At 63.7% G+C, this 25,489-nt stretch carries 27 protein-coding genes and 2 tRNA genes; 13 read left to right on the forward strand and 16 right to left on the reverse strand.

Annotation, left to right across the window (positions count from 1 at the left end; translation table 11 throughout):
• Positions 1-173: 173 nt before the first annotated feature.
• Complete coding sequence (locus AB4Z44_RS11385) at positions 174-983, forward strand: hypothetical protein (RefSeq protein ID WP_404714144.1); 810 nt, start codon at positions 174-176, stop codon at positions 981-983.
• Positions 980-1,762 (forward strand): pentapeptide repeat-containing protein, encoded by a 783-nt coding sequence (locus AB4Z44_RS11390; RefSeq protein ID WP_404714145.1) that lies wholly within the window; start codon positions 980-982, stop codon positions 1,760-1,762. The genes AB4Z44_RS11385 and AB4Z44_RS11390 overlap by 4 nt, the downstream gene beginning before the upstream one ends.
• A gap of 72 nt (positions 1,763-1,834) precedes the next feature.
• On the opposite strand, the gene AB4Z44_RS11395 is transcribed toward AB4Z44_RS11390, so the two are convergent.
• Together AB4Z44_RS11395 and AB4Z44_RS11400 are read right to left on the reverse strand one after the other, a co-directional pair.
• Positions 1,835-2,014 carry a hypothetical protein gene (locus AB4Z44_RS11395; RefSeq protein WP_404714146.1) on the reverse strand — a complete coding sequence of 60 codons (180 nt, stop codon included), beginning with the start codon at positions 2,012-2,014 and terminating at the stop codon, positions 1,835-1,837.
• Between the two features lie 472 nt (positions 2,015-2,486).
• Positions 2,487-2,576 (reverse strand) — tRNA-Ser (locus tag AB4Z44_RS11400).
• Positions 2,577-2,719: 143 nt separating this feature from the next.
• Between AB4Z44_RS11400 and hspQ the strand changes: the two genes are divergently transcribed.
• Together hspQ and AB4Z44_RS11410 are read left to right on the forward strand one after the other, a co-directional pair.
• The gene (hspQ, locus tag AB4Z44_RS11405) at positions 2,720-3,052 is read left to right on the forward strand and encodes a heat shock protein HspQ (protein WP_404714147.1); all 333 of its coding nucleotides are present in this window, start codon (positions 2,720-2,722) and stop codon (positions 3,050-3,052) included.
• Positions 3,053-3,178: 126 nt separating this feature from the next.
• On the forward strand, positions 3,179-3,844 hold the full coding sequence (locus tag AB4Z44_RS11410; RefSeq protein ID WP_404714148.1) for a hypothetical protein: 666 nt from the start codon (positions 3,179-3,181) through the stop codon (positions 3,842-3,844).
• A 10-nt stretch (positions 3,845-3,854) separates the two neighbouring features.
• On the opposite strand, the gene queE is transcribed toward AB4Z44_RS11410, so the two are convergent.
• The 3 genes from queE to AB4Z44_RS11425 all read right to left on the reverse strand — a co-directional run bounded on the left by queE (position 3,855) and on the right by AB4Z44_RS11425 (position 6,266).
• The gene (gene queE, locus AB4Z44_RS11415) at positions 3,855-4,499 is read right to left on the reverse strand and encodes a 7-carboxy-7-deazaguanine synthase (RefSeq protein ID WP_404714149.1); all 645 of its coding nucleotides are present in this window, start codon (positions 4,497-4,499) and stop codon (positions 3,855-3,857) included.
• Complete coding sequence (queC, locus tag AB4Z44_RS11420) at positions 4,496-5,194, reverse strand: 7-cyano-7-deazaguanine synthase QueC (RefSeq protein WP_404714150.1); 699 nt, start codon at positions 5,192-5,194, stop codon at positions 4,496-4,498. The genes queE and queC overlap by 4 nt, the downstream gene beginning before the upstream one ends.
• A 172-nt stretch (positions 5,195-5,366) precedes the next feature.
• Complete coding sequence (locus AB4Z44_RS11425) at positions 5,367-6,266, reverse strand: Hsp33 family molecular chaperone HslO (RefSeq protein WP_404714151.1); 900 nt, start codon at positions 6,264-6,266, stop codon at positions 5,367-5,369.
• Positions 6,267-6,445: 179 nt separating this feature from the next.
• On the opposite strand from AB4Z44_RS11425, the gene AB4Z44_RS11430 reads away from it, so the two are divergent.
• Together AB4Z44_RS11430 and AB4Z44_RS11435 are read left to right on the forward strand one after the other, a co-directional pair.
• Complete coding sequence (locus AB4Z44_RS11430; protein WP_404714152.1) at positions 6,446-8,641, forward strand: TonB-dependent hemoglobin/transferrin/lactoferrin family receptor; 2,196 nt, start codon at positions 6,446-6,448, stop codon at positions 8,639-8,641.
• Between the two features lie 11 nt (positions 8,642-8,652).
• Complete coding sequence (locus AB4Z44_RS11435) at positions 8,653-9,633, forward strand: DUF6607 family protein (RefSeq protein ID WP_404714153.1); 981 nt, start codon at positions 8,653-8,655, stop codon at positions 9,631-9,633.
• 158 nt (positions 9,634-9,791) lie between these two features.
• Here AB4Z44_RS11435 and argF read toward each other — a convergent pair whose 3' ends face one another.
• The 6 genes from argF to AB4Z44_RS11465 all read right to left on the reverse strand — a co-directional run bounded on the left by argF (position 9,792) and on the right by AB4Z44_RS11465 (position 14,431).
• Positions 9,792-10,721 (reverse strand): ornithine carbamoyltransferase, encoded by a 930-nt coding sequence (gene argF, locus AB4Z44_RS11440; RefSeq protein WP_404714154.1) that lies wholly within the window; start codon positions 10,719-10,721, stop codon positions 9,792-9,794.
• Between the two features lie 63 nt (positions 10,722-10,784).
• On the reverse strand, positions 10,785-11,975 hold the full coding sequence (locus tag AB4Z44_RS11445; RefSeq protein WP_404714155.1) for an aspartate aminotransferase family protein: 1,191 nt from the start codon (positions 11,973-11,975) through the stop codon (positions 10,785-10,787).
• 161 nt (positions 11,976-12,136) lie between these two features.
• Complete coding sequence (locus AB4Z44_RS11450) at positions 12,137-12,535, reverse strand: PilZ domain-containing protein (RefSeq protein ID WP_404714156.1); 399 nt, start codon at positions 12,533-12,535, stop codon at positions 12,137-12,139.
• 75 nt (positions 12,536-12,610) lie between these two features.
• The gene (gene dksA / locus AB4Z44_RS11455) at positions 12,611-13,060 is read right to left on the reverse strand and encodes an RNA polymerase-binding protein DksA (protein ID WP_404714217.1); all 450 of its coding nucleotides are present in this window, start codon (positions 13,058-13,060) and stop codon (positions 12,611-12,613) included.
• A gap of 142 nt (positions 13,061-13,202) precedes the next feature.
• The gene (locus AB4Z44_RS11460; RefSeq protein ID WP_404714157.1) at positions 13,203-13,877 is read right to left on the reverse strand and encodes a hypothetical protein; all 675 of its coding nucleotides are present in this window, start codon (positions 13,875-13,877) and stop codon (positions 13,203-13,205) included.
• A gap of 104 nt (positions 13,878-13,981) precedes the next feature.
• Entirely contained in the window at positions 13,982-14,431 is a 450-nt protein-coding gene (locus tag AB4Z44_RS11465) for a host attachment family protein (RefSeq protein ID WP_404714158.1), read from the reverse strand.
• A 100-nt stretch (positions 14,432-14,531) separates the two neighbouring features.
• Between AB4Z44_RS11465 and serS the strand changes: the two genes are divergently transcribed.
• From serS to AB4Z44_RS11480, 3 genes are read left to right on the forward strand one after another with little or no spacing between them, the layout of a single operon-like run.
• Complete coding sequence (serS, locus tag AB4Z44_RS11470) at positions 14,532-15,824, forward strand: serine--tRNA ligase (RefSeq protein ID WP_404714159.1); 1,293 nt, start codon at positions 14,532-14,534, stop codon at positions 15,822-15,824.
• The gene (surE, locus tag AB4Z44_RS11475; RefSeq protein WP_404714160.1) at positions 15,824-16,588 is read left to right on the forward strand and encodes a 5'/3'-nucleotidase SurE; all 765 of its coding nucleotides are present in this window, start codon (positions 15,824-15,826) and stop codon (positions 16,586-16,588) included. The genes serS and surE overlap by 1 nt, the downstream gene beginning before the upstream one ends.
• The gene (locus tag AB4Z44_RS11480) at positions 16,585-17,565 is read left to right on the forward strand and encodes a peptidoglycan DD-metalloendopeptidase family protein (RefSeq protein WP_404714161.1); all 981 of its coding nucleotides are present in this window, start codon (positions 16,585-16,587) and stop codon (positions 17,563-17,565) included. The genes surE and AB4Z44_RS11480 overlap by 4 nt, the downstream gene beginning before the upstream one ends.
• A gap of 28 nt (positions 17,566-17,593) precedes the next feature.
• Here the strand turns inward: AB4Z44_RS11480 and AB4Z44_RS11485 are convergent, their stop codons facing one another.
• Positions 17,594-18,712 carry a DUF3089 domain-containing protein gene (locus tag AB4Z44_RS11485; protein ID WP_404714162.1) on the reverse strand — a complete coding sequence of 373 codons (1,119 nt, stop codon included), beginning with the start codon at positions 18,710-18,712 and terminating at the stop codon, positions 17,594-17,596.
• A 51-nt stretch (positions 18,713-18,763) separates the two neighbouring features.
• On the opposite strand from AB4Z44_RS11485, the gene rimO reads away from it, so the two are divergent.
• Complete coding sequence (gene rimO / locus AB4Z44_RS11490) at positions 18,764-20,098, forward strand: 30S ribosomal protein S12 methylthiotransferase RimO (RefSeq protein ID WP_404714163.1); 1,335 nt, start codon at positions 18,764-18,766, stop codon at positions 20,096-20,098.
• Positions 20,099-20,169: 71 nt separating this feature from the next.
• Here the strand turns inward: rimO and AB4Z44_RS11495 are convergent, their stop codons facing one another.
• Positions 20,170-20,538, reverse strand: coding sequence for a VOC family protein (locus AB4Z44_RS11495; RefSeq protein ID WP_404714164.1), 369 nt, complete (start codon positions 20,536-20,538; stop codon positions 20,170-20,172).
• Between the two features lie 259 nt (positions 20,539-20,797).
• On the opposite strand from AB4Z44_RS11495, the gene AB4Z44_RS11500 reads away from it, so the two are divergent.
• Both AB4Z44_RS11500 and AB4Z44_RS11505 read left to right on the forward strand, forming a co-directional pair.
• Entirely contained in the window at positions 20,798-21,634 is an 837-nt protein-coding gene (locus tag AB4Z44_RS11500) for a beta-etherase (RefSeq protein WP_404714165.1), read from the forward strand.
• Positions 21,635-21,740: 106 nt separating this feature from the next.
• Positions 21,741-22,625 carry a PEP-CTERM sorting domain-containing protein gene (locus AB4Z44_RS11505; protein WP_404714166.1) on the forward strand — a complete coding sequence of 295 codons (885 nt, stop codon included), beginning with the start codon at positions 21,741-21,743 and terminating at the stop codon, positions 22,623-22,625.
• A 25-nt stretch (positions 22,626-22,650) separates the two neighbouring features.
• On the opposite strand, the gene AB4Z44_RS11510 is transcribed toward AB4Z44_RS11505, so the two are convergent.
• Positions 22,651-22,725: transfer RNA gene (locus tag AB4Z44_RS11510), tRNA-Val, on the reverse strand.
• Between the two features lie 101 nt (positions 22,726-22,826).
• Positions 22,827-23,201 carry a cell cycle two-component system response regulator CpdR gene (gene cpdR / locus AB4Z44_RS11515; protein ID WP_404714167.1) on the reverse strand — a complete coding sequence of 125 codons (375 nt, stop codon included), beginning with the start codon at positions 23,199-23,201 and terminating at the stop codon, positions 22,827-22,829.
• Between the two features lie 156 nt (positions 23,202-23,357).
• Between cpdR and AB4Z44_RS11520 the strand changes: the two genes are divergently transcribed.
• Entirely contained in the window at positions 23,358-24,221 is an 864-nt protein-coding gene (locus tag AB4Z44_RS11520; protein WP_404714168.1) for an N-formylglutamate amidohydrolase, read from the forward strand.
• Between the two features lie 435 nt (positions 24,222-24,656).
• Here AB4Z44_RS11520 and AB4Z44_RS11525 read toward each other — a convergent pair whose 3' ends face one another.
• Positions 24,657-25,433, reverse strand: a complete 777-nt coding sequence (locus AB4Z44_RS11525) for a SapC family protein (RefSeq protein WP_404714169.1) — start codon at positions 25,431-25,433, stop codon at positions 24,657-24,659.
• Positions 25,434-25,489: the final 56 nt, after the last annotated feature.

Here is a 25,489-nt window from a genome sequence, read left to right on the forward strand (position 1 = left end):
TCGAATCGGTGTAACGGAACTAGCAATGTATCGGATATATTTGGAGTCTAATTTACGATACGGCCGCCAGCGCTGTATCGGAATCGACCGTTTTAGCCGAGCATTTGGCGCGAGTTGCAAACCAGCTACATCGGGAGCATGCTAATCGAAGATAGCGATTGCAGAGCAGAGTGATGGCAAGCAACAACGAGCGGGTACTCGCTGAAGTCCTTTCAATTGACGCGTGGCATGAACCGCTCAGGTGCGACGGTAAAACTTCGGCAGTTCACGTCGAATTGAGTTTCCGTAATGGCCGTTTGGGCGGCGACGATAAGAGCTTCCCATTCACATTCGATTTGTATCTTAAGCGAGCAGTGCTTACAATTAGATTGGAGAAGCCGCTTGAACTGGATCGCCAATCTGTAGCGAGGAACATACCGAAAGATAACAGTGAATACACCATGGTAACTGGGCTGAAGAACAAGGTGCAAGCAAGCGCCGCCTTTAAGGGTAAACTTTCTCCCAGTTCGATAAGCGCCAGCTTGGACGGCTCAGTAAGTGCGGACAACGAAGCCACACAGGAAGAGAAGCTTAAGGTAATTCAGCGTTTTCCTCGTATAATTGCCACTCCACGACCCGGCGGATCGCACGAATATTCTTGGTGCCTAGAGCCGTTCCATGAAGACTATTTAACCGGGCAACCATGGGACCCTACGGAAGATCCTCGTTTATCGGTAAAGTCGCTTGGAAGAATCCTCGCAATCGAGCCTGCAATAAAAGTAGTGGTCAGCTGCTCGCTGGATGATATTCATATCGATAATCTTCAGCTAAAGAATCGAACTATATTGAATGTAGCGGAGGATTTAATCTTTGGAACCGTGAACGAAAAAGCCGCGATTCAGCATCTAAAACATGTTTTGAAAGACATGCAGTTGGAAGCGGGTTTGCTAGAGGACAGGTTTTCTGAAATGAACATTGCAGATATATTGTCGGTGACGCAATGAATGATTATGATCCAAGATTCTCTAAAACTATAGAGATATTGGTTTCTAAGAGTGGGTCGTTAAAAGCGTTAGCTAAGATTTCTGGGCGCGATCCATTTTCGTTCTATAGATCTGCTGATCTATCTAACTTAGATCTTAGCCAACAGGACTTGACTGGACTTAATTTCGAAGGGGCAGATTTACGATTTTGCAATCTCGCTGACATTCGATATGACTCCGGAGCCTTTAACGGATGCATTGTTGATGATGCAAATAGTCACATAAAGGATCAGTACGAGTTTTACGCAAGCGATGTCGAAAAATTCAAGACAGAAGAAATCCTGCTTCATTGTAGAGTAAGGCCCAATATTATTGATCAATTTATTGAGCCGTTTGATATGACCCTAAGAGAATTTAGCAAGTTTTCCGAGGTTGGGTTAAATTCTCTTAGGAAGGCGCGCGTCGGATCGGTTGTTGCGATGGAAACTGCTAAGCGTATTTTCCTTAGTTTGCGACGTATGGTTTACGATCCCAACCAAGGTTTAAACGAAGATTGGTGCGGTAAATTTGAGCAGCCGCATGTCGATTTTCTTGTTGGTGGCAACAATGCACCTTGGGCTAGCATAACCCGAGAGCGGTTTAACCGCCTCATATTATTAAGGCAAATTAGAAGAGAACTAGTTAGAGAAAGAAGGCCGGACCAACCCGAATTGCCCTACCGAGATACACCTGAAACACTTGCATTCGTCGAAGAGTCTCTGCTTAGTCTACGTGAACTTGGGGTTGATGCTACTTATTAGCAAGTAGGTCCGTCTACTGAACCGCTTAATGGGCGGCCCGAAGGCCGCCCATGCTGACGCGTTAGGGTGCAGCTAAGCTGCTAGTTGAAGATGCCCAATGTTCGAACGGGCGATATCGATCGCTCGCTCGGCATCAGGCAGATTGAAGAACGACTCCGCCGACATGGCGAACAGCTTGCCCGAATGATCGTAGCAGAGCCATTGCCACATGTACTGGTCGTTCATGTGGAGCCAGAAATCCAGGTGTGCCATTGGCACCTCCTTCGTTTCTTAGTGGGGCCATCGGAATCGGACGATCATTTGTCCTGAGCACCGCGAGAGGGAAGCCAGTTGCCCGAGCCTTAAAGATTCGGGTGTTGGCTATGTCTATGTACGGGCCCCCGTTTTCACGTCGTTCCTACTAGCTTGTCGCTCGGGCTATGGACTCATTGGCGCTCTCCCTTGTGCGTGATGCCTTCACGTCAGCCCCAAGAGGTAGATCATGGAGAGGTCGGGCAAGCAAGCGACGAATCGGCTTATCCACATCGATCGCCCTCGATCAGCCCCGCCTACGGGTTGTCTGACCCGTTCCCTGAATTGAGATGATGCGGCGGTCAAAAACCGAGGCGGCATAGATGCAGGAAATCCCCGCCATCCCACCGGCTTAATGATGTTGGGCGGAATGTGGGCCACCTCACCCGCCCAAAGGAATTCTCTAGCTAAATCAACTAGTTAGAGAATCCTTTGGCGGAGAGGGTGGGATTCGAACCCACGTTACGGTTCCCCGTAAACCGCATTTCGAGTGCGGCGCGATCGACCACTCTGCCACCTCTCCGCAAGAGGTCCCGGTCGAAGGAGGGAGGCCCCTAGCCGAACGTTTCGCGCTTGCCAAGCGGCGCTTGCACGCAAAGCGCGCGGCACTAAATAAGAGGAATGATTCCGCACCGCACCACATTCTCGTCCCCGCCGCTTCCGCCGATGCCGCCGGTCGCCACCGCGCGCTTCGGGATCGGGGAGGTTGTGCGTCATCGCCTGTTCGCCTTCAGGGGCGTGGTGTTCGACATCGACCCGGTCTTCGCCAATAGCGAGGAGTGGTATGATGCCATCCCCGAGGACGTGCGTCCGCGGCGCGACCAACCGTTCTACCACCTGCTCGCCGAGAATGCCGAGAGCAGCTACATCGCCTATGTCAGCCAGCAGAACCTGGAGCGCGATGAAACGGACGAGCCGGTCGATCACCCCGCGATCGAAGGGCTGTTCGACGATTTCAACGACGGCCGGTACGAACTACGCCGTGAACACCGGCATTAAGGCCTGTCAGTTCCCTTGCTGAGCCCTGTATGGCCGGCTGGCGCCCGGCCGTCCTGTCGTTTGCGCTTCAAGACTCTTTTCCTCGAGTCGCGACAGGTTTAAAGAGCGCGAACAGGGAGATAGTGAATGGCAGTTTTTGCGTATTGCGTTCGTGGCGCGGCATTGATCGGGTTGACGCTTGGCGCGCTCAGCCCCGCCAACGCCTATCTTTACTGGGGCAAGCTCCCGCTCGCGGGCGCGCCGGTCACGGGCGATGATCCCAGAATCGCGATCAGCCTCGCCGGGGCTACGGCCAAGGAACTGCAGGCCAATCTGACCTGGACGATGCGGGCGGGGCTCAATGTGGCGGCGCTGCAATGCCAGTTCGCGCCCGCGTTGGGCACGGTTGCCAATTACAACAATATGCTTCGCCAGCATGCGGCCGAGCTGCAGGCGACCTATGCGACGCTCGGCGCTTACTTCAAGCGCACCCTGCCCAAGAATTGGTCGATCGCATTCGATCAATATACGACGCGCACTTACAACAGCTTCTCGACGCTCCAGGCGCAGCGCAGCTTCTGCGAAGTGGCATCGTCGATCGGGCAGGACACGCTGGCCCGTCCCAAGGGCCAGCTCGGCGCGGTCGCGATCGCGAGGCTGCGCGAATTCCGCAATAGCCTGACGCCGATCGGGGATAGCGGTTTCGTTGGGGTGCGGCCCGATGTCGACGTCAAGATCGACGCGTTGCCGCCGCTGGAACCCGTCTGCTACGACAAGAAGGGCCGGGAGAAGCCCTGCAAGAAAAGGGGGTAGGGCCGTCGGGCTAGCGCACCCCGATCAATTTGTGGGTCTGGGTCGACAGGCGCCAGCGCGGATGCTGCATCACGAAGGCGATGCACGCATCGCGCGCGGCGATCGCATCGGGGCCGTCCATCGGCTGGACCAACCAATGATCGAAGGCCCAGCCCTCCAGCGCCGGCACGTCGAGCCCGGGTTGTGGCCACACCATCTTCAATTCGTTGCCCGATTGCTGGACGACACGCGTCCCCGCCTTGGGGCTGACGCAGATCCAGTCGATCCCGGCCGCCGTGGGTAAGGTACCGTTGGTCTCGATCGCGATCTCGAACCCCTCGGCCTTGAGCGCGGCGACGAGCGGCGCATCGACCTGAAGCATGGGCTCGCCCCCGGTGAGGACCGTGAAGGGCTGCCCCTGATCGCCTGCGATTCCGTGCGCCCACATCGACCGCGCCTGCGCCGCCAGCGCCGCAGCATCGGCGAACCGACCGCCACCATCGCCGTCGATCCCGACGAAATCGGTATCGCAGAAAGTGCATTCCGCCTTGGCGCGATCCTCCTCGCGCCCCGACCAGAGATTGCAGCCCGCGAAGCGGATGAACACCGCGCGGCGCCCAGCCTGGATGCCCTCGCCCTGCACGGTCAGGAACATTTCCTTGACGGCATAGCTCATTCGAGCGGCGCCACCGCATAATCGGTCGGATCGGGCAGCCCCGCCTCGACGAAGCCCTTGGCGCGCAGCCGGCAGCTGTCGCAGCGCCCGCAATGCTGGTCGCCGACCGGATCGTAACAGGACCAGCTCATCCCCGCATCGAGCTCCAGCCGTGCCGCTTCGGCGGCGATATCGGCCTTGGTCATGCGGAGCAAAGGCGTGTGGATCGTGAAGCGATCGCCCTCCACCCCGGCCTTCGTCGCGACATTGGCGAGAGCCTGGAACGCCTCGACGAATTCCGGGCGACAATCGGGATAGCCCGAATAATCGAGCGCGTTGACCCCGATATAGATGTCGCGCGCGCCGGTCGCCTCAGCCAGTCCCAGCGCAAGGCTCAGGAAGATCGTGTTGCGCGCCGGCACGTAGGTGACGGGAATATCGGTCCCCACCCCTTCCTTGGGCACATCGATATCGGCGGTCAGCGCCGAACCGCCGAAGCGGGTGAGATCGATCGGCAGGATGATATGGCGCTCGGCACGCAACCGCTCGGCGATGCGCGATGCGGCCTGCAGCTCGACGCGATGGCGCTGATTATAGTCGATCGTCAGCGCAACGAGGCGCTTGCCCGCCTCGACCGCGAGCCCGGCGGCGACCATCGAGTCGAGTCCGCCCGAAATGAGCGCCACCGCGACGCCCTTGTTCCCAGTCTGTGTCATGCGCGGCCCGATATGCGAGCGGGCCGGCTTTTCCAAGCATAGCCCGAAAAGAAGGGGCCGCCCCGATGGAGCGGCCCGAGATCGAGGCCGTTTCGGCCCACCAGGGAGGTCAATGCCGAAAGGGCACTGAAGCCCTTTAGCGCCGATCTATTAAACAAGCGGTGAATGGCGATCATGCCGGTTCGGGCTCGAGCGAGAAACGGCGCGCACAGAATTCGCAATCGACATGGATCAGGCCGTCTTCATCGGCCATCGCCGCCTGATCTTCGGCCGGGAATTGCCCGATCACGCTCGCGATATGATCGGGATCGCAGCGGCAGCCGCGGCTGAGCGTCACGCCGGGCAAGGTGTGCACCTCTTCCTCGTTGAACAGCCGCCACAGCAAGGTTTCGAGCGGCAGTTCGGGATCGGCCAGTTCATCCTCGCGCGCGCTGCCGCCGAGGATCGCGACATCGGCCCATTCGGGATGGTCGAGGCGCGTGTGGAGCCGGTCGCGCCCCTCCTCGCCCTCGGGCAGGTGCTGGAGCAGCAGCCCGCCCGCAATCACGCCGCCGGCCGTGCGCGCCACGCCGATCCGCACGAGGCTGGGGATCTGTTCGGACTGGGCAAAATAGGATTGCGCTGCCTCGCCCAGGCTGCCGCCCTCCAGCGGCACGATCCCCTGATAGCGCTCACCGGTGGTGGCGAGATCGAAGGTGATGGCGAGATAGCCCTTGCCGAACAGCCCGAAGAGCGACGGATCGGCAGGCAACTCGGCCAGCCGATCGGGATCGTGGCGAACATAGCCGCGCATCTCGCCGCCGCGATAATCGACCACCAACAGATCGATCGCGCCGCCCTGGGTCTGCGCCTGGATCGTAAGCTGGCCGGCAGCCTCCTTGAGCGTCGCGCCGAACAGGGCCGCCAGCACCAGCGCTTCAGCCAGCACGCGCTCGATCGCCGGCGGATAGCCGTGCGCAGACAATATCGTGTTGAGCGCCGGCCCGAGGCGGATCAGCCGCCCGCGTGCGTGGCGGGCCGGGATGGTGAAACCGAGGGTTCGATCGAGATCCAGAGAGGTCATGCCCCCCATTTAGGATGTCGGGCGCGTAAATCCATCGGGCCGCGATGCCCGCACGGCCCTGGATTGACACAGCGCCGGAACGATCCCTAATCCCATGCAAACGCGAATCACTCGCATTAGCATTAGAGGGACGGGAATTGGACTATCCAGACTTGCGGCATTCGCGCCATGGAAAGCAGATAGCGGCGTTGGCGCTCGCGTGGGCACTCGTCCCGGCGGCGGCCATCGCCGGGGTGGATACCGATGATGGATCGACCATCACCGTCACCGCGACCCGCGTTCCGCAATCGGCGAACGATGTGCCAGCGACCGTGAGCGTGATCGATGCGGAGACGATTGCCGATCAGCTCTCGTCCGATATCAAGGCGTTGATCCGGTTCGAACCCGGCGTCAGCGTCCATCGCGCGCCCACCCGTTTCGGCGCGGCGCAGGGGACGACCGGGCGCGACGGCAATGCCGGCTTCAATATTCGCGGGCTCGAGGGAAATCGCGTGCTCATCCAGGTCGATGGCGTGCGCGTGCCCGACGGGTTCGAGTTCGGCGCGCAATCGGCCGGACGCGGCGACTATGTCGATCTGGGGGTGATCAAGTCGGTCGAGATCCTGCGCGGCCCCGCATCGGCGCTTTACGGCAGCGACGGGCTGGCGGGCGCGGTCAGCTTCACCACCAGCGATCCGCAGGATTTCCTGCGGCCCGGCAGGAGCATCGGCGGGATCGTGCGATCGGCCTATGATTCGGCCGACGACCAATTCTCCGAGACCGGCATTCTCGCCGCCCGGTCGGGCGCATGGTCGGCGATGATTTCCTATGTCCGCCGCGACGGGCACGATCTCGACAATAAGGGCAGCATCGACGCGCCCAACGCCACGCGCACGACGCCAAACCCGCAGGACACGCACTCGAACGCATTGCTTGGCAAGCTGCTGTTCGAGCCGGACGCCCATAATCGCATCCGCCTGACGCTCGATCATCTCGACGATCATGTCTTCACCAATGTGCTGAGCGGCGTCGCGGCAGTGCCGAGTGCGGCCACCAGCGTGATCGGCCTGACCGCGCGCGATCGCACCAGGCGCAATCGGGCGAGCCTGGACTGGCGCTATACCGGACAAGGCGCGATCGAGTCCGCACAGGTGACGGCCTGGTATCAGGACAGCCTCAACCGCCAGTTCACCGCCGAGGATCGCAACACCGCCGCCGATCGGACGCGCATCAACACCTTCGCCAACCGCGTCTTCGGCGCGAGCGCGGAACTGCACAGCGATTTCTCGACCGGCGCGCTCACGCATCGTCTGGTCTATGGCGGCGACGGCAGCATCACCCGCCAGAAGGGCGTGCGCGACGGCACGGTGCCGACCCCGCCCGATGTCTTTCCGACGCGCGCCTTCCCGATCACCGATTATACGTTGGTGGGCGGCTATATCGCCGATCAGATCGGCATCGGCGGCAAGCTCGTGACGCTCTTCCCGGCACTGCGCCTGGATTATTACAAGCTCGATCCGAAGGGCGATCCGCTGCTGGCCGGCTTCGCGTCCGCCGGGCAGCATGATACCCACGTCTCGCCCAAGATCGGCGTCGTGGTGCAGCCGAGCGACGGGCTCAACCTGTTCGCAAACTATGCGCGCGGCTTCAAGGCGCCCTCTCCCACGCAGGTGAACCAGTTCTTCCAGAACCTCGCGCAGGGCTACACTTCGATCCCCAATCCCGATCTCCGGCCCGAGACCAGCGAGACGTTCGAGGGTGGGGTAAAGATCGAGAAGGGCGCGATCGGCGCGGCGGCAACCGGGTTCACCGGGCGCTACCACAATTTCATCAGCCAGGAGGTGGTGAGCGGGGGCTTCACGCCGACCGACCCGGCAGTCTTCCAGTTCATCAACCTCAACCGGGTGCGGATCAGTGGCGCCGAGGGCAAGGTGGATGCGCGCACCCGCATCGGCATTTCGGGCCGGTTCGCGATCAGCTACACCAAGGGTACGGTGATCGGGACGGGCAATGTCCGCTCGCCGCTCTCGACGATCGATCCGCTCAAGCTGGTCGCCGGCGTCGGCTATGACGCGCCCGACAAACGCTATGGCGGGCAGCTGATCGCGACCCATTCCGCGCAGAAGTCGCTCGCATCGACGACCTATGCGACCGCGACCGGCCCGGCGAGCACCTGCACGGGCACCGGCGGTTGCTTCCGGCCGGGCGGGTTCACCATCCTCGATGCGACGGCCTATGCGAAGATCGGGCAGCTCTTCACGCTGCGCGCAGGCATCTTCAACCTGTTCGACACGAAATATGCCTGGTGGAGCGATGTCCGCGGGCTCGCCGCCAGCTCGACCGTCACCGACGCCTATACCCAGCCCGGACGCAATGCGAGCGTCTCGCTGACCGCGCGCTTCTGAGGACCGATCCCATGAAAACACGCTCTATCCGACTGGCGCTTGCCGCATCCCTGCTGACGATCGCCCACGCCGCACCCGCCTTGGCCGACGGCCCGGTCGCCGCCCGCAGCACCGCCGACGAAAAGGCCGCGTTCGAGGCCGACCGCGCCTCGATCCTCGCCATGACCGGCAATTATGCCGTTACGTTCGACATGCGCGAAACCACGCCGTGGCGCACCGATTACACGCCGATCCCGGCCAAGGTATCCGGCGGGCATGAAAGCGTGCGCGTGATCGAGGACACGGGCCGCAAGATCGTGCTGCAGCATATGCTGGTCGTCAGCGAAGCCGGCAAGACGATGGTGGTCAAGCATTGGCGCCAGGACTGGACCTACGAGCCGGCGTCGGTTCTGGTCTATGCCGGCCAGGGGCGCTGGACGATCGAGGCGGTGCCCGAGCGGATGCGCAAGGGCCGCTGGTCGCAGACCGTCTGGCAGACCGACGATTCCCCGCGTTATGGCGGCTGGGGCGAATGGACCGAGGAAGGCGGCGTCCGCCGCTGGCGCAGCAACTGGACCTGGCGCCCGCTCGCCCGGCGCGATGCGGTGCGCCATCCACGCTACGATCGCTACCTCTCGATTAACCGCCACTCGCCCTCGCCCGCCGGCTGGATCCACTGGCAGGACAATATCAAGATGGGGCCCATCGACGGGAAGATCGGGCCGTTCGTGCAGGAAGCGGTGCTCAACTCCTATGTCCGTGACGATCGTTATGACGTGAAGGCGGCGGACGATTATTGGGCCGCGACCAAGGACTATTGGGCGGCGGTGCGCGGCCTGTGGGATGCCGCGATCGCGAAGGCCAACGGTGTGGCCGTGGCGGAAGTCGCCGAGACGGGATCGGCGTCCGGCGAAAGGCTGATGGCTTTTGCGGACGATATCCAGGCCGGGAAGCTCAAGACGGCTGCAGCGGTGGATAAGGCCAGGGCGGTGATTGCGGAGGTGACACGCTGACCTGAAAATCCTCCCCACGATTTCGTGGGGAGGGGGACCATCCGAAGGATGGTGGAGGGGCCGCCGTCGCAAGACGGCGGTCTGAGACCGCCGCCCCTCCACCACCAGCCTGCGGCTGGCGGTCCCCCTCCCCTTGCTCTGCAAGGGGAGGATTTGATTTACAGCTTACCCAAACACCACAGCAGAACCGCCTTCTGCGCATGCAGGCGGTTCTCCGCCTCGTCCCAGATCGCCGATTGCGGGCCGTCTATCACCGCGTCCACCACCTCCTCGCCGCGATGCGCGGGGAGGCAGTGGAGGAAGATGCCGTCGCCGGTCGCATCGCCCATCAGCGCCTCGGTCACCTGATAGGGCGCCAACGCCGCAAGCTTCTCTTCGGCATGGGCCTGCCCCATCGAGATCCAGGTGTCGGTGACGACGACGTCCGCCCCCGCCACCGCCTCACGCGGGTCGCGGGTCAACAAAGGCGGGCGGTTGCCGATCCGGCGCGCGGCCTCGACCACCGCCGGATTGGGTTCATACCCTTCCGGGCACGCCGCCGCGACATCGAAGCCGAGAAGAGCGCCCGCCTCGATGATCGAGTGAAGCACATTGTTGCCATCGCCGAGCCATGCCCAACGCGTCCCCTCGACGCCGCCCTTGCGCTCGATGATCGTGAGCAGATCGGCCATGATCTGGCAGGGATGGCTTTGATCGGTGAGGCCGTTGATCACGGGCACGCTGGCATACTCCGCCAGTTCGCGCGCCTTGGCGTGATCGTCGGTGCGGATCATGATCGCATCGACGTAGCGCGAGAGCACGCGCGCGGTATCCGCCACCGTCTCGCCGCGGCCGAGTTGGGTCGAACCCGCATCCATCACGATCGTGGTACCGCCGAGCTGACGCATCGCCATATCGAACGACACGCGCGTGCGGGTGGAGTTCTTCTCGAACACCATCGCCAGCACATAGCCGTCGAGCGGGCGGTCGAGATCGGGCTTGCCCCTGGGCCAGCCGGCGCGGACCTGCTTGCGGGTACGGGCATCGTCCAGCATCGCCCGAAGCGCATCGGGGCCCGCATCGACCAGATCGATGAAGTGGCGGGTCATAGTTCCAAATCCCCCAACCGCTCATCCCGGGGCGTTCCCCGGGACGAGCGGATCCTGATCAGTTCATGCCGCCTCGGGCAGCACATAATCGCGCGCACCGGCGCTCAGGCGCTCGATGCATTCGGCGACATGGCTGTCGTCGATATTGAGCGGCGGCAGGATGCGGACGACATTGTCGCCGGCCGCCACCGTCAGCAGCCCGTGTTTGTCGCGCAGATGGCCGACGAACGCGCGGCTGTCGCTCTTGAGCTTGATGCCGAGCATCAGCCCCATGCCACGCACGCTTTCGAACAGGTGATCGTGGTTGGGGATCATCTGCTCGAGCGCCTGGCGCAGGCGCGCGCCGGTCTGCTTCACATTCTCGAGGAAGGCGGGTTCGCCGACGATGTCGAGCACCGCTTCGCCCGCGGCACAGGCAAGCGGGTTGCCGCCATAGGTCGAGCCGTGCGTGCCGAACACCATCCCCTTGGCGGCTTCCTCGGTCGCAAGGCAGGCGCCGAGCGGGAAGCCGCCGCCGATGCCCTTCGCCACCGCCATGATATCGGGGGTGATGCCATATTGCTCATGCGCGAAGAAGGTACCGGTCCGCGCATAGCCGCACTGCACCTCGTCGAGGATCAGCAGCATCCCATGCTCGTCGGCGAGCTTGCGCAGGCCACGCAGGAATTCCTGCGTCGCCGGCAGGATGCCGCCTTCGCCCTGGATCGGCTCGATCAGGAAACCGGCCGCATCGGGGCCGATCGCGGCTTCGGCCGCCGCCAGATCGTTGAACGGCACGACCGTGAAGCCCGGCAGCAGCGGCTCGAACCCGTCGCGCATCTTCGGCTGGTTGGTGGCCGAGATCGTGCCGAGCGTGCGGCCGTGGAACGCGTTGGAGAAGCTGATGATGCGATGCTTCTCGGGCTGGCCATTGGCATAATGATAGCGCCGCGCGGTCTTGATCGCGCACTCGACCGCCTCGGCGCCCGAATTGGTGAAGAAGACGGTGTCGGCGAACGTCTTGTCGACCAGCCGCTGCGCGAACCTCTCGCCCTGCGGGCTGCCATAGAGGTTGGAGACATGCATCAGGGTCGCCGCCTGGTCGGCGATCGCCTTTACGAGCGCGGGATGGCCATGGCCGAGGATGTTGACCGCGATGCCGCTCGCGAAATCGAGATAGCGCTCGCCATTCTCACCGAACAGATACGCGCCCTCGCCTCGCACCGGACGCACGCCACACCGCGGGTAAACGGGCATCAGGGGCGTGATAGTCATGGTACGATATCCTTCTTCAGCGCAGAATTCGGTGGAAAGGCTCCGAAATGGAAAAGGGCGGCCCGATCGGGACCGCCCGAAGCGCCCTATATCGCCCTGAGGGCGGGAGCGTCAATTGAAGGTGGAGAAGGAGGACCGGGAATTCTGACGGATAGGGCGCCCTAGGGATTGCCCTTCAAACCCGGCCGCCACATCGATCGGCTCGCCTTCACCAGCAGCGGCTGGGCGCCACTGCTCGACGCAACCGGCTTGCGCGCATCGCGCGGATCGACCGGCTCCGCGAACGATACACCGATCCGTCCGCCCGTCGACCAGGCGATCGTCCCGGCGATGCGGCCGATCCCGCGCAGATCCACCTCGATCAATTCGCTGCGTGCGAAGCCGACCGGGCATTCGGCCATCATCCCGCCCGCGGACAGATTGCGCACCTTGACCATCACGTCCTGACCGCCTGGTCGGCGCACCGTCGCCATCAGGAACATGCTGTCGCGCGGCGCCGAGCGGAGATTGGCATATCCCCCCTCCTCGTCCGTTTCGTCGCGCGTCAAAGACTGATCCACCGCATCCCCGAGCCTTTATCCTCCACGAAATGTGACGGAAAATGGCTGACAAGGCGTTAACAGCCAGCGTCGGAGCTATTCTTCCCGGCTGACCTTCTCGTTGCGCTCGTGGCGCTCCTGGGCTTCGACCGTCATCGTCGCAACGGGACGCGCTTCGAGTCGGGCAAGGCTGATCGGCTCGCCGGTTACCTCGCAATAGCCATATTCGCCCTCGTCGATGCGGCGGATCGCAGCGTCGATCTTCGAGATCAATTTGCGCTGGCGGTCACGCGTGCGCAGCTCGATCGACCAGTCGGTCTCGCTCGAGGCGCGATCGGTGACATCGGGTTCGCGAAGCGAATCGACCTGGAGCTGGGCGAGCGTCTCTTTCAATTCGCGGAGGATCGAATCCTTCCAATCGAGCAACTTGCGCCGAAAATAAGCCTGCTGCCTCGGATTCATGAACTCTTCGTTCGGCGATGGTCGATAATCTTGATCCAACACTTCGCCACCGACCCGACTGTGATCCTGCGCCGCCGTCGCCATCATTCACTAAGCCCCAAAGGGGTGCGCAAACTCGTAGCTCGCCGACCCCATCGCCCGCCGGCCCTATAGCCAGCGGTGGGGCCGCAAACAAGCGCCCGGCGCACAACGGAAATCCGTTGCGCGCCGAACCGCTCATCGCGCGTTAAGCGCCGGTCTTCTTCGCCGCACCGGCCCCCTTGGCGGCGGCCTCCAGTTCGGACGCGGTCATCGCGATGACGAGGCCATTTTCGCCCTGCGCGAAGGCCGTCTTGGGCAACTGTGCCTTGGCATTGGCGGTCGCGACCGTCACCAGATTGCCCGATACTGCGGCAACCTTGCCGACCACGCCGCCCTTGGTATCGTTCACCGTCGCGCCGACCGTGATCGACGCGGGAGCGGAAAGGGCGGTCTGGCTGGCGGCCGGCGCGGTCTTGCCCGCCGGTGCGCTCGTGGCCGCGGACGCGCTCTGCGCGCCACCGCCGGCCTTTGCGACCGCATCCTCGAGCTGGGCCTTCGTCATGCCGATCACGAGGCCGCCATTCGGCGCTGCCGCAAACGCGGTGACAGGCAGGGTCGCCTTAGCCGTGCCGGTCGAGAGCACCGCGTTGCCGCCGCTGACCAATTCGATCGTGCCGACCGCACCGCCACTGGCATCTGCCACCTGAGCGCCAGCGGCCACGTTCGGCGTCGCGGCGGCCGCAGATGCCGCGGGTGCTGCAGCGCTATCCGACGGCGCGGGCGCCTGGGTGGTCGTGGTCGTCGTCGGCGTGCTCATCTGTGCGAAAGACGGAACAGCAATCAACGCCGAACTGGCCAAAGCAAAAGCAATATACTTCATGTCACTCTCCAAATGCGGTTACTCGCTTGAGTAACAATGTAGGTACGAATCCCCTGTGATCAGAACTCCCCGGATGAACCGTTCAATTTTCAAGGTGAATTTTATCAGGATTGATAGGATTTGAGCGCTTCCTCGATCCGATCGACCGAATGCCCGGTCAGATCCTTGGGTATCTCGGCACTGATCCGTGCCTCGACTTCCTTGTGATAATGGCGCCGCAACTCACCCAGCGTGCGGGGCGACGCGACGATGATCAACTGCTCGAATTCGCCCGCTAGCGCGGCGCGATTTATCCGGTCGGCCGCATCGGCCGCGAAGCGGTCCTCGGCCTGCTGGTGAAAATCGGCTTCGCCGGCGCTCGATGCGCCGCCCATTCCCGGGCTTCCGGGCTTCTGGCCGGCCCGATCGCTCTTGATGTCCTGGTCGGATGCGTCGGCCTGTTGCTCCGCCGCGACGACCTTCAGGTCGAGATGTTCGGCATCCCCCTCGTTGCGGAAGAACAGCATCTTCGCGCCGTCGGCGATCAGCACATAGCTGTCGTGGGGAACTTGCATCGGGCTTACCTCTCATCTTTGATCGACGGGCTAACGCACCGACGGCGTAACGGGTTGCAGGGTTGCAGCTTTACGTCGCCACCGTCATTAGGCTCGCGCCATGCATGATATCCGCGCCATTCGGGACGACCCCGCCGCTTTCGATACCGGCCTCGCGAAACGCGGGCTCGCGCCTCAGTCGGCCGGACTGCTCCAGCTGGACGAGGTGCGCCGGGCGCGCATGACCGAGGCGCAGGCGCTGCAGACACGCCGCAACGAAGCGTCGAAGGCGATCGGCGCGGCCAAGGCCAGGCGCGACGATGAAACCGCGCAGGCGCTGATGGCCGAGGTCGCGGAAATCAAGGCGCGCATGGGCGCGATCGAGGCCGAGGCGGCCGAGACCCAGGCGGCACTCGATACCGCGCTCGCCGCCATCCCCAATCTGCCCGCCGCCGACGTGCCCGAGGGCGAGGACGAAGCCGGCAATGCCGAGCAGAAGCGCTGGGGAAGCCCGCGCAGCTTCGATTTCAGCCCGCGTGACCATGCCGATCTCGGCCCGCCGCTCGGCGTCGATTTCGAAAGCGGCGGGCGCATTGCCGGCACCCGCTTCACCGTGCTGCGTGGCCAGGCGGCGCGGCTGCATCGGGCGCTCGGCCAGTTCATGCTCGATCTCCAGACGACAGAGAACGGCTATAGCGAGACGTGGCCGCCGTTGCTGGTGCGCGACGAGGCGGCGTTCGGCACGACGCAATTGCCCAAGTTTCGCGACGATCTGTTCCAGACGACCGACGGCCGCTGGCTGATTCCGACCGCGGAAGTGAGCCTGACCAATCTGGCGCGCGAGCAGATCCAGCCCGAAAGCGCGCTGCCGATGCGGCTGGCCGCGCTGACTCCCTGCTTCCGTTCGGAGGCCGGCGCCGCCGGACGCGACACGAGGGGCTTCATCCGCCAGCACCAGTTCGAGAAGGTCGAGCTCGTCTCGATCACCACCCCCGAGCAATCCGACGCCGAGCACGAGCGGATGACGCTCGCGGCCGAGACGATCCTCGAACGGCTCGGCCTGCCCTATCGCCGCATGCTGCTGTGCACCGGCGACATGGGCTTCGCCGCACGCAAGACCTTCGATCTGGAGGTGTGGCTGCCCGGACAGGACACTTATCGCGAGATTTCGAGCTGCTCGAACTGCGGCGACTTCCAGGCGCGCCGCATGGATGCGCGCTACAAGCCCGCCGACGGCACGACCGGGCGCGGCACGACCGCGTTCGTCCATACGCTCAACGGATCGGGGCTGGCAGTCGGGCGGACGTTCGTGGCGGTGCTGGAGAATTATCAGCAGGCCGATGGATCGGTGACGGTACCGGAGGTGCTGCTGCCTTATACGGGCGGGATGACGCGGCTGGTGCCGGACGCCTGATGCGGATCCTCATCACCAATGACGACGGCATCAACGCCCCCGGCATCCATCTGCTCGAACGGATCGCCCGGCGCTTCTCCGACGACGTTACCGTCGTCGCGCCTGCCGAGGAGCAATCGGGCAAGGGCCGTTCGCTCACGCTGACGCAGCCGATCCGCCTGCGCACGATCGACGCACGCCACCATGAGGTGGTCGGCACACCCACCGATGCGGTCATCATGGCGCTGGCGGTCATCATGAAGGACGCCCCGCCCGAACTGATCCTGTCAGGCATCAATCGCGGCGCCAATCTCGGCGAGGATGTCCTCTATTCGGGCACCGCCGCCGCTGCGATGGAAGGGGCGCTGGCGGGCATTCGCTCGATCGCGCTCAGCCAACGCTACGAGCGCGAGGGGATGGGCAACGAAGTGTCGTTCGCCGCCGCCGAGGGGTGGGCCGAGCGGGTGCTGGCGCCACTGATCCAAAGCGAGTGGGCACCGCGCACTTTGGTGAATATCAATTTCCCGCCGGTCACGGCCGATGCGGTCGAAGGCATCAAGGTCGTCGGTCAGGGCCTGCGCGATTACGGCCGCCCGAAGCTCGACGAGCGGGTCGATCCGCGCGGCTTCACTTATTACTGGCTCGGCCTCGGCAAGGTGCCGCATACGGCGCAGGCGGCAACCGATCTGGAGGCGATCGAACAGGGCTATGTCACGGTGACGCCGCTCCATCTCGATCTGACGCATCAGCCCTCGCGCGCGACGCTGGAACGACTGTTCGCATGAGATTGCCGGGCGCCCTCGTTGCGCTCATGCTGATCGCGGCAAGCCCCGCGCCCGTTTCGCAGCAGCCCCCGCCAGCGTGGGAGGCCAAGCCGGTTACCGCCGATGCCGACGAGGTCGAGGATTCGACCTATATCGTGCAGCCCGGCGACACGCTTTCGCGAGTCGTGAGCAAGACCAAGGTCGGCACCGATGCCTTGGCACGCACCAATGATCTCAAGCCGCCCTACGTGTTGCGCCCGAAGCAGAAGCTCAGGATTCCAGGCGGCCGCTACCATCTCGTTCGCCGGGGCCAGGCAGGCATCGCGATCGCGCGCGCTTATGGCGTCGACTGGTCGCGCATCGCCTCGCTCAACCACCTGGAGGAGCCCTATTCGCTCCGCGCCGGCGAGCGGCTGCTGCTGCCGAGCAGCAAGGAGGTCGCCAAGATGACGCTGGAACAGCGCGCCGCCGCCTTCCGCATCGACATAGACGATCTCGTCACCGGCAGCGAGCCCGCCCTCGCCCCCAAGGCCAAGCCCGTCGCGCCGACCAAGGCTGCCGAGAAACCGGTGCCGCCCACCGTCGCGGTCGCCCAGCCGAGCCCCGAGCCCAGCGCCGCCCCCGGCCGCTTCATCTGGCCGGTCAAGGGCCGCATCCTCCGCTTCTTCGGCCCACAGCCCAATGGCGCGCGCAACGACGGGATCAATATCGCGACCGAACGCGGCACCCCGATCCAGGCTGCGGCCGAGGGCGTGGTCGCTTATGCCGGAACCCTACCCGGCTTCGGCCAACTCGTCCTGATCCGCCATGGCGGCGGCTGGCTCACCGCCTACGGCCATGCCGACGCCCTGCTGGTGACGCGCGGTCAGGCGGTCGCACGCGGCCAGACGATCGCACGGGCCGGTGCCAGCGGTTCGGCCGACCAGCCGCAGCTCCATTTCGAGATTCGCGACGGCCGCAAGCCGGTAAACCCGGTCGACAGGTTGCCGGCGCAATAGAATCCTCTCCTGGCGCAAGGGGAGATCTTCAAGGGTGCGCCTTCACCCAGGCCGCGCTCTGCGCACCCAGCAGATCCACGATATTCCCCTGCACCAGACTGATATCGAGCGCATGCAGCCCCCAGCCGCCGGGCAGCGCGAGCTGGTTCAGCGCATAAGCCAATAGCCCGGCAAATTTGCCGTTGGGTTCGATATGGATGCGCAGCACCGCCCCCTTGTCGTCGGTGACGCACTGTGCGCTCATCTGGCCCAGTGGTTCGACATAAGGCGGGTCGCTCGGCGCGGAGAGGGCGGGTTTGGACAGGTAGGGCTTAGCGAGACCGCTGCCGCCCGCGAGCGCTGCCGGATTGACGCACAAGGGCGGCTCACCCGCATTGGTGCCCCCGAAGAAGCGCTCGCCGGGTTGGCCGTCCCGATAGCTCGACCAGGCGATCAGGCAGCCGGTCTGGTCGGCGGCAGCGCACGGCGGGATCGCCTTGAAGCTCTTCGCCGAAAGATCGCGATTGCCCGCGAGATAGGCCGCGACCAGCAATTTCTGCACCGGCTTGCCGTCGATCTTCTCGGCGATCAGCCGCTTGAGCAGGATCGCCCCCTGGCTGTGACCGATCAGGACGACGCCACGCCCCTTATTGTCGTGCGCCAGATAGGAGCGCCATGCCGCGACGATATCCGCATAAGGCACGTCGAAGTCGATCGCCTTGTCGTCGCCGGGGTGCGCCATGCTCCAGCGCAGGGCGGTCATCGTGAAGGAATGATAGACCGGCACGAACAAACGGCATTTCTCGCGCAGCCGTGCCGCCTGGCCATGGACCGCGCGCCGCTCCGCCGCGTCGGGCTTGAGGTCGCTGTAGAGGGTCGGGTCGTTCGACGTCGTCGGATAGACGTAGAAGCAATCGATCTTCGGATCGGCCGCGGCGACGAACGGCGCCGGCGTCCGCTCGCCCTTCGCATCCACCGCGATCGCATCGAGGTTGGTCGAGCAGGTGCCGTCGTCGACACCCGGGCGGCAGATCCAGTTTTCAGGGATCGAATAATTCACCGGAAAGATGTCGCCGCGCGGTGGCATCGCGCGCCCGTTGGCGGGGCCTTGCGCACTGGCGGGGGCGAGCAGTGAAGCCCACAGAGCCAAGGCTATCGTCAGCCGCATCGCCATCCTCTCGCAAAATCGTTCGCGATCCACTATGTGGGCCGCCTTCCCATGGCAACTACACTCCCCTCCCCGCCGAAGGTCGGCATGGTTTCGCTCGGCTGTCCCAAGAATCTGGTCGACAGCGAACGGATTCTCACCAAGCTGCGCGCCGACGGCTATTCGATGTCGCCCGATTATGCGGGGGCGGACGTCGTGCTGGTCAACACCTGCGGCTTCCTCAATTCGGCCAAGGAGGAAAGCCTCGAGGCGATCGGCGAGGCGATTGCCGAGAATGGCCGCGTCATCGTCACCGGCTGCATGGGCAAGGAAGCGGAGATGATCCGCGAACGCTTCCCCGCCGTGCTCGCGGTCACCGGCGCGCATCAATATGAGCAGGTCGTCGGCGCCGTGCACGACGCCGCCCCGATCCCGCCCTCGGCCTATCTCGATCTGGTGCCCGAGCGCGATCTGAAGCTCACGCCGAAGCATTATAGCTATCTGAAGATTTCGGAGGGCTGCAACCACCGTTGCAGCTTCTGCATCATCCCGGCTTTACGCGGCGATCTGGCCAGCCGCCGCCCCGACGCGATCCTGCGCGAGGCGGAGAAGCTGGTCGCAGGCGGCACGCGCGAATTGCTGGTGATCAGCCAGGATACGAGCGCCTACGGGCTCGACCTGCGCCACGGATCCTATGCGCTCAAAAGCGGTGGCGAGATTCGTGCCGACATGACCGATCTGGCCCGCCATCTCGGCCAGTTGGGCGCGTGGGTGCGGCTCCATTACGTCTACCCCTACCCGCACGTCGATCGCGTCATTCCGCTGATGGCAGACGGGCTGGTGCTGCCCTATCTCGACATCCCGTTCCAGCATGCCGCCCCCAGCGTGCTGCGCGCGATGAAGCGGCCCGCCAACGACGCCAAGGTTCTTGAACGCCTCGCCAAATGGCGGTCGATCGCGCCCGACATCACGATCCGATCGACCTTCGTCGTCGGCTTCCCGGGCGAGACCGAGGCGGATTTCGAATATCTTCTGCAGTGGCTCGACGAAGCCCAGCTCGACCGGGTCGGCGCGTTCCGCTTCGAGCCGGTGGCGGGCGCCGCCGCCAACGATCTGCCGGATCACGTGCCCGAAGAGGTCAAGGAAGAGCGTTACGCCCGGCTGATGGAGCGCTGCGCCGCCATTTCGACCGCAAAGCTCGAGGCCAAGATCGGCCGCACGCTCGACGTGATCATCGACGTTGCCGACGACGAGGGTGGCGCCACCGGTCGCTCGAAGGCCGACGCGCCCGAGATCGATGGCGAGGTCCACCTGCGCGATGCCTACGGGCTCACGCCGGGCGATATCGTGAAGGTCGAGATCGAGGATGCCGACGAGCATGATCTGTTCGGCGTGCCGGTGGTTTGACGCGGCTCTGAATTTGCGTTCGTCCGTCGACTTCGCTCAGGACGAACGGCCCCGGGAATTTGGGCTCCGCTTCACTCCGCCTGATCCAGATAGAACAGATTCCCGTCGGGATCGGCGAAAATCCCCATATAACCGCCCCAGGGCTGCTTGCCTGGTTTCATGGGAAATTCCACGCCCTTCGCGATCAGTTCCTCGGCCGCGGCATTCACGTCCGCGACGGTCAGCCCGATGCCCGTATGGCGATTGCCCGGCACGCCGCCACTGAAATGGTCTACTTCGGACGCGGCAATCGCGAAGCGGAAGCCGCCGACATCGAAGCGGGCATAATGGAATTGAGGCTCGCAAAAGACCAGGGTGAAGCCCAGCACGTCGCGATAGAAAGCGACCGAGCGCTCCAGATCGCGAACACCCACATTCACGTAACCGATGCGGCAATCCATGGCCCGCCTCCCATCGCATCCGCCAAAGTACCGAAAATCGCATCGCCACGCTATCGAGGGGTGCGACAAATATTCGCACAGGCGCCATGGGGGCCACTGCGCGAGACACATAGCCGGGTGCTCTCCCACTCGGTGAAAGCGAGGGTGTTCTGGCTCGGGTCACCGACGAATGTGCCGGACAGAGTCAACTAATCACTGGCAGTCGGTGATGCGCTTGCCTAATCATCCCCGGAAATCGGCAACGCCGCAGGAGGACAGGATGGCGAAGGACAACAAGATCATTCTCTACGATCTGGCGCTCGCAAGCGGCGCCACGATCAGTCCGTTCGTATGGGCGACCAAATATGCGGTCGCGCACAAGGGCTTCGAGATCGAGATCGTCCCCGGCGGCTTCACCGGGATTCCCGAGCGTACCGGCGGCAAGACCGAACGGCTGCCGGCGATCGTCGACGACGGCAAATGGGTGCTCGATAGCTGGCTGATCGCCGAATATCTCGACGAGACCTATCCCGACCGCCCAACCTTGATCGGCGATCCCAGCGTCAAGGTGCTGACGCAGGCGATGGAAAGCTGGCTGTGGGCAACCGCGATCAGCCCGTGGATGACCTGTTTCATCGGCCAGTATCGCGATCGATCGCTGCCACAGGACCATGCCTATGTCACCGAATCGCGCGAGCGCATGTTCGGCCGCAAGATCGAGGACATCATCATCGGCCGCGAGGATCGCGTGCCGCTGGTCCCGCCCAAGCTGCAGTTGATGCGCAACACGCTGGCGCAGAACAAATGGTTCGGCGGCGACAGCCCCAATTATGCCGATTTCCGCTTGCTCGCGGTATTCCTGTTCACCGCATCGGTGGCGGACACGCCGGTGCTGACCGACGACGATCCGCTGCGCGACTGGATCGATCGCGGCTTCGATCTCTATGGCGGGCTCGGCCGGCATCCCGGCCTCTCTCCGCTCTTCGGGCTCCAGTTGCGCGAAGGCGATCCCGAGCCGTTTGTGCGGGGGCCGCTGGCCGGTGGTCTCAACACGCGCAACACTGGCCCCCAATCGACCGCGGCGGAGACGGCCCGGCTCAAGGGGACGGCCGCTTAACCGAGCTCTCTCCCGCGTTTCGCGGGAGGCGTTCCCTCGCCAGCCCCTTGCGCGTATTGACCCCCGACCTGCGGGGGCAGGTTTCGCATGCTCAGGGGGCCACGACTTGCACCTTTATCGTTCCGCCTTGCTCGCGGCGCTGGCCCTGCTCGCGTCGCCGGCCTCCGCCAAGACGATCCTGTTCGTCGGCAACAGCTTCACCTTCGGCGGCGGATCGGCGGTGCGCATCTATCATCCCGATTATGTGACCGATCTGAATGACGAGCATATCGGCGGCGTCCCCGCGCTGTTCGCGACCTTTGCGCGCGAAGCGGGGCTCGACTGGCAGGTCAGCCTGGAGACATCGCCCGGCCGGGACCTGGCCTTCCATTATGCCGACAAGCAGCGCGAGCTCGCCGGCAAGTGGGATGTGGTGATGCTACAGGGCTTCAGCACGCTCGATCCCGCCCGTCCCGGCGATCCGACGCGCCATATCCAGGCCGCGGCCGAACTGGCGGCGATGTTCAGGGCCCAGAATCCGCAGGTGCGGGTCGAACTGGTCTCGACCTGGTCGCGCGCGGATCTGACCTTTCGGCCCGGCGGGCATTGGTATGGCAAGCCGATCACGCGCATGGCGCAGGATATCGACGCCGCCAATGCGCTGGCCGTGCGCAGAAATCCCGATATCGTCGGAACGGTCCCTGTCGGGCTCGCATGGAATCGCGCGATCCAGGCCGGGCTGGCCGACGACAATCCTTATGATGGCATCGCGTTCGGCAAGATCGATTTGTGGACGTGGGACCAATATCACGCGAGCGTGGAGGGCTATTATCTCTCGGCGCTGATGATCTTCGGCCGCGTCACCGGGCTCGACCCGCGCACGCTCGGCGAGACCGAACTGGCGGGCAACGCGCTCGGCATCGCGCCCGTGTGGATCAAAGCGTTACAGAATATCGCGGCCGAGGAGCTGAGCGCGACCAGGCCGGGATCGGGAAATGAAAAAGGCCGCTGACCCGTCAGGGTCGGCGGCCTTATTCTGGTGGGCGTGGCAAGGATTGAACTTGCGACCCCTGCGATGTCAACACAGTGCTCTACCACTGAGCTACACGCCCACTGGGCCGATCACTCACCACCAAGGAAAATGAATCGACCCGGAAACGGGGTCCGGCGCTCCTAGCGAAGCCGTGCCGGGCATGCAACCCGCTCGCCCAAGTTAAATGTCGGCGGCGCTGCCGAGCTGGAAAATGCGATCGACCTCGTTGACGAGATCGCGCAGGTGGAATGGCTTGGACAGGACCTTGGCCTCGCGCGGCATCGCGCTGTTCTGCAGCGCCACCGCGGCAAAGCCGGTGATGAACATGACGCGCATCGCCGGATACATCACCGCCACCCGCTGGGCGAGTTCGATGCCGTCCAGCTCGGGCATGACGATGTCGGTCAGGAGCAGATCGAACAATTCCTGCTCGAGCATCTTGAGCGCTTCCGTGCCGCGATCGACCGCGGTCACGCTGTAACCCGTCCGCTCGAGAGAGCGCTTGATGTAAACTCGCATCGACTCTTCGTCTTCGGCGAGCAGAATGCGGATCATCGATATCTCCATGTACCTGCGCACCACGCACGAGCACGGGAGCCTCTATAGGGGTCAGATAGTTAACAAACTCTAGCGCGGTTACTGGCAAATATTAACCATTTCGCGCCGCTTTTGCCACTTTCGCGAGACCTGCCCGGCGGCTAGCAGGAGGTGATGGGCGGACGCATTTCCGACGGGCAATCACCACCATGGTTCGATCGGCTGGGGCCGGGCTTCGCGGCGACGCCGCTCGTCATCGCCGTCCCCCACGCCGGACGCATCTATCCCGACGAACTGCTCGCCGACAGCGCGGTGCCCCGTGGCCAACTGGAGGAGCTTGAGGATCGCCACGCCGATCTGTTGATCGCGTGCGCCGTGGCGCAGGGTGCGGTGGCGATCGTTGCCCGCGCCGCGCGCGCCTGGATCGATCTCAATCGTTCCGAGGAGGATCTCGATCCCGCCCTGCGCAATCCGCCGGGGAGCGGGCCGTCTGCGACCGCCCGTGCCCGATCGGGGCTGGGGCTGATCCCACGCCGCATCGGACGGCGCGATCTGTGGCGGACAGGCCCCTCCCCCGCGGCGGCGGCGCGGCGCATCGGTGAGGTGCATGCGCCCTATCACGCGGCGATTGCACGCGCGCTCGACGATGCCTTGCTCCGGCATGGCCATGCGGTGCTGCTCGATTGCCATTCGATGCCCCCCTTGCCGGGGCTTCGCCCGGCCCGGATCGTGATCGGCGATCGCCATGGCCGAACCGCGGCGCACGGATTGGCGGCGCGGTTGGCCGCGGTAGCACGCGCAGAGGGCTATACGGCCGCGATCAACGCGCCTTACGCCGGGGCACACGCGATCGAGCGTCATGGCCAGCCCGCGCGAGGCGTGCATGCCATCCAGATCGAGGTCGATCGTTCGCTCTATCTGCTGCGCGATATGCGGGCGATATCGCCCGGGCTGGAGCCTGTGCGCGCGCTGATCGCCACCCTGGCGCAGGCCGCGATCGAAGCGACACGCCCGTCGCTCGACATTGCCGCCGAATAGCCGTCGGAACCGTCGGAAAGAAAAAGCCACCCCGTGCTATGCACGGAGTGGCCAAGGTTCAGGGAGGAAGCGCGCCGAAGCGCGCTAATGCCCGGCCGCGAAAGGGGAACACGGCGAGGCATCACGGTTAGAAATAATCACGCCGCGAAAAGTTTCAAGCCGTGTGCGACATTTTTGCATCCCCGATCGGGAGCAGGATCCAGCGTCCTATTCCCGGAAGGAAAAGCGTCAAATTGCCGCACCCCCGGCAAAAAGCACGCTCTGCGAGATATTTAGCAGTCGGTCTGGCCGCTATCCAGCCTGTCCGAATCGGACGAAACGCCGGATGCGCTCCGCCAATCTTTTGCACCGTTTTGAATGCAATCATCGGGACGTCGGGAAACGAAAAAGGCGGCCCCCGCAGGGACCGCCTTTGCGAACGCAACTATGTGCGGGTCAGTTCAACTGGACCTGCGGCGGCACCTTGCCCTGCTCCATCTGGCGATTGAAGACCTCGGTCATCAGGTTGAGCGAAAAGAGGTGTGCGTGAAGCAGGACGAGCATGCCGTTCTGGTTCATCTTGCGCAGCTGATCGCCGCGCAGTTCACGCAGCTTTTCCTCGTTCACCATCTGGAAGCCGCGATAGATATAGGGGTTCGCGACGTTGGGATGCTGGATACTGACTTCGCCATCCTCGAGCAGGCCAGTCTCGAGCAGGTCCTTCATGAACTGCCCGGTGCGCTGGGCGCCCATCTCGAACTGCTCGCAGAATGCGAGCGTGTCGGTCACCTGCTGGGTCGATTCGCCGTTCTCGAACAGCGCGAGCCCTTCCTCGGTCTCGCCGAGCAGTCCCGATTGCGGATCGAAGCACAGCGACATTTCGTCGCTCTGCGGGTTGAGCCGGGCGAGCATGAACGGATAGCGGCGCAGATAGGCCGGCAGATAGGTGTTCGGCGGATTGAGCTTGTTGTCTTCGTCGACGAACACGTTCACGCCCTCGTTCAGACCCATCAGCGCCAGCGGCACGGGATCCGGGCCCGCCGAAAAGATGATCGGATAGAAACGCATCGCGACGGTGAACTCGTCGGTCGTCAGCGGTATCGCATGGACGTTGGCGACGATCCGGAAATCGTCATGCCCCTTAACCTTGTAATTGGCATGATCGAGCTTCGAGAGCGGGATCAGATCGTTATACAGAAGCGGCAGGCCCTGGGCCTGGGGAACGCTCGCCATGCAGCTACTCTCCTGGACGAATGCGGCCGGGCGACGCGCACGCCGGCTCAAAGGTG

This window comes from Sphingomonas sp. MMS24-J13 (assembly GCF_044905095.1).
In the GTDB taxonomy this organism is placed as follows: Bacteria; Pseudomonadota; Alphaproteobacteria; order Sphingomonadales; family Sphingomonadaceae; genus Sphingomonas_I.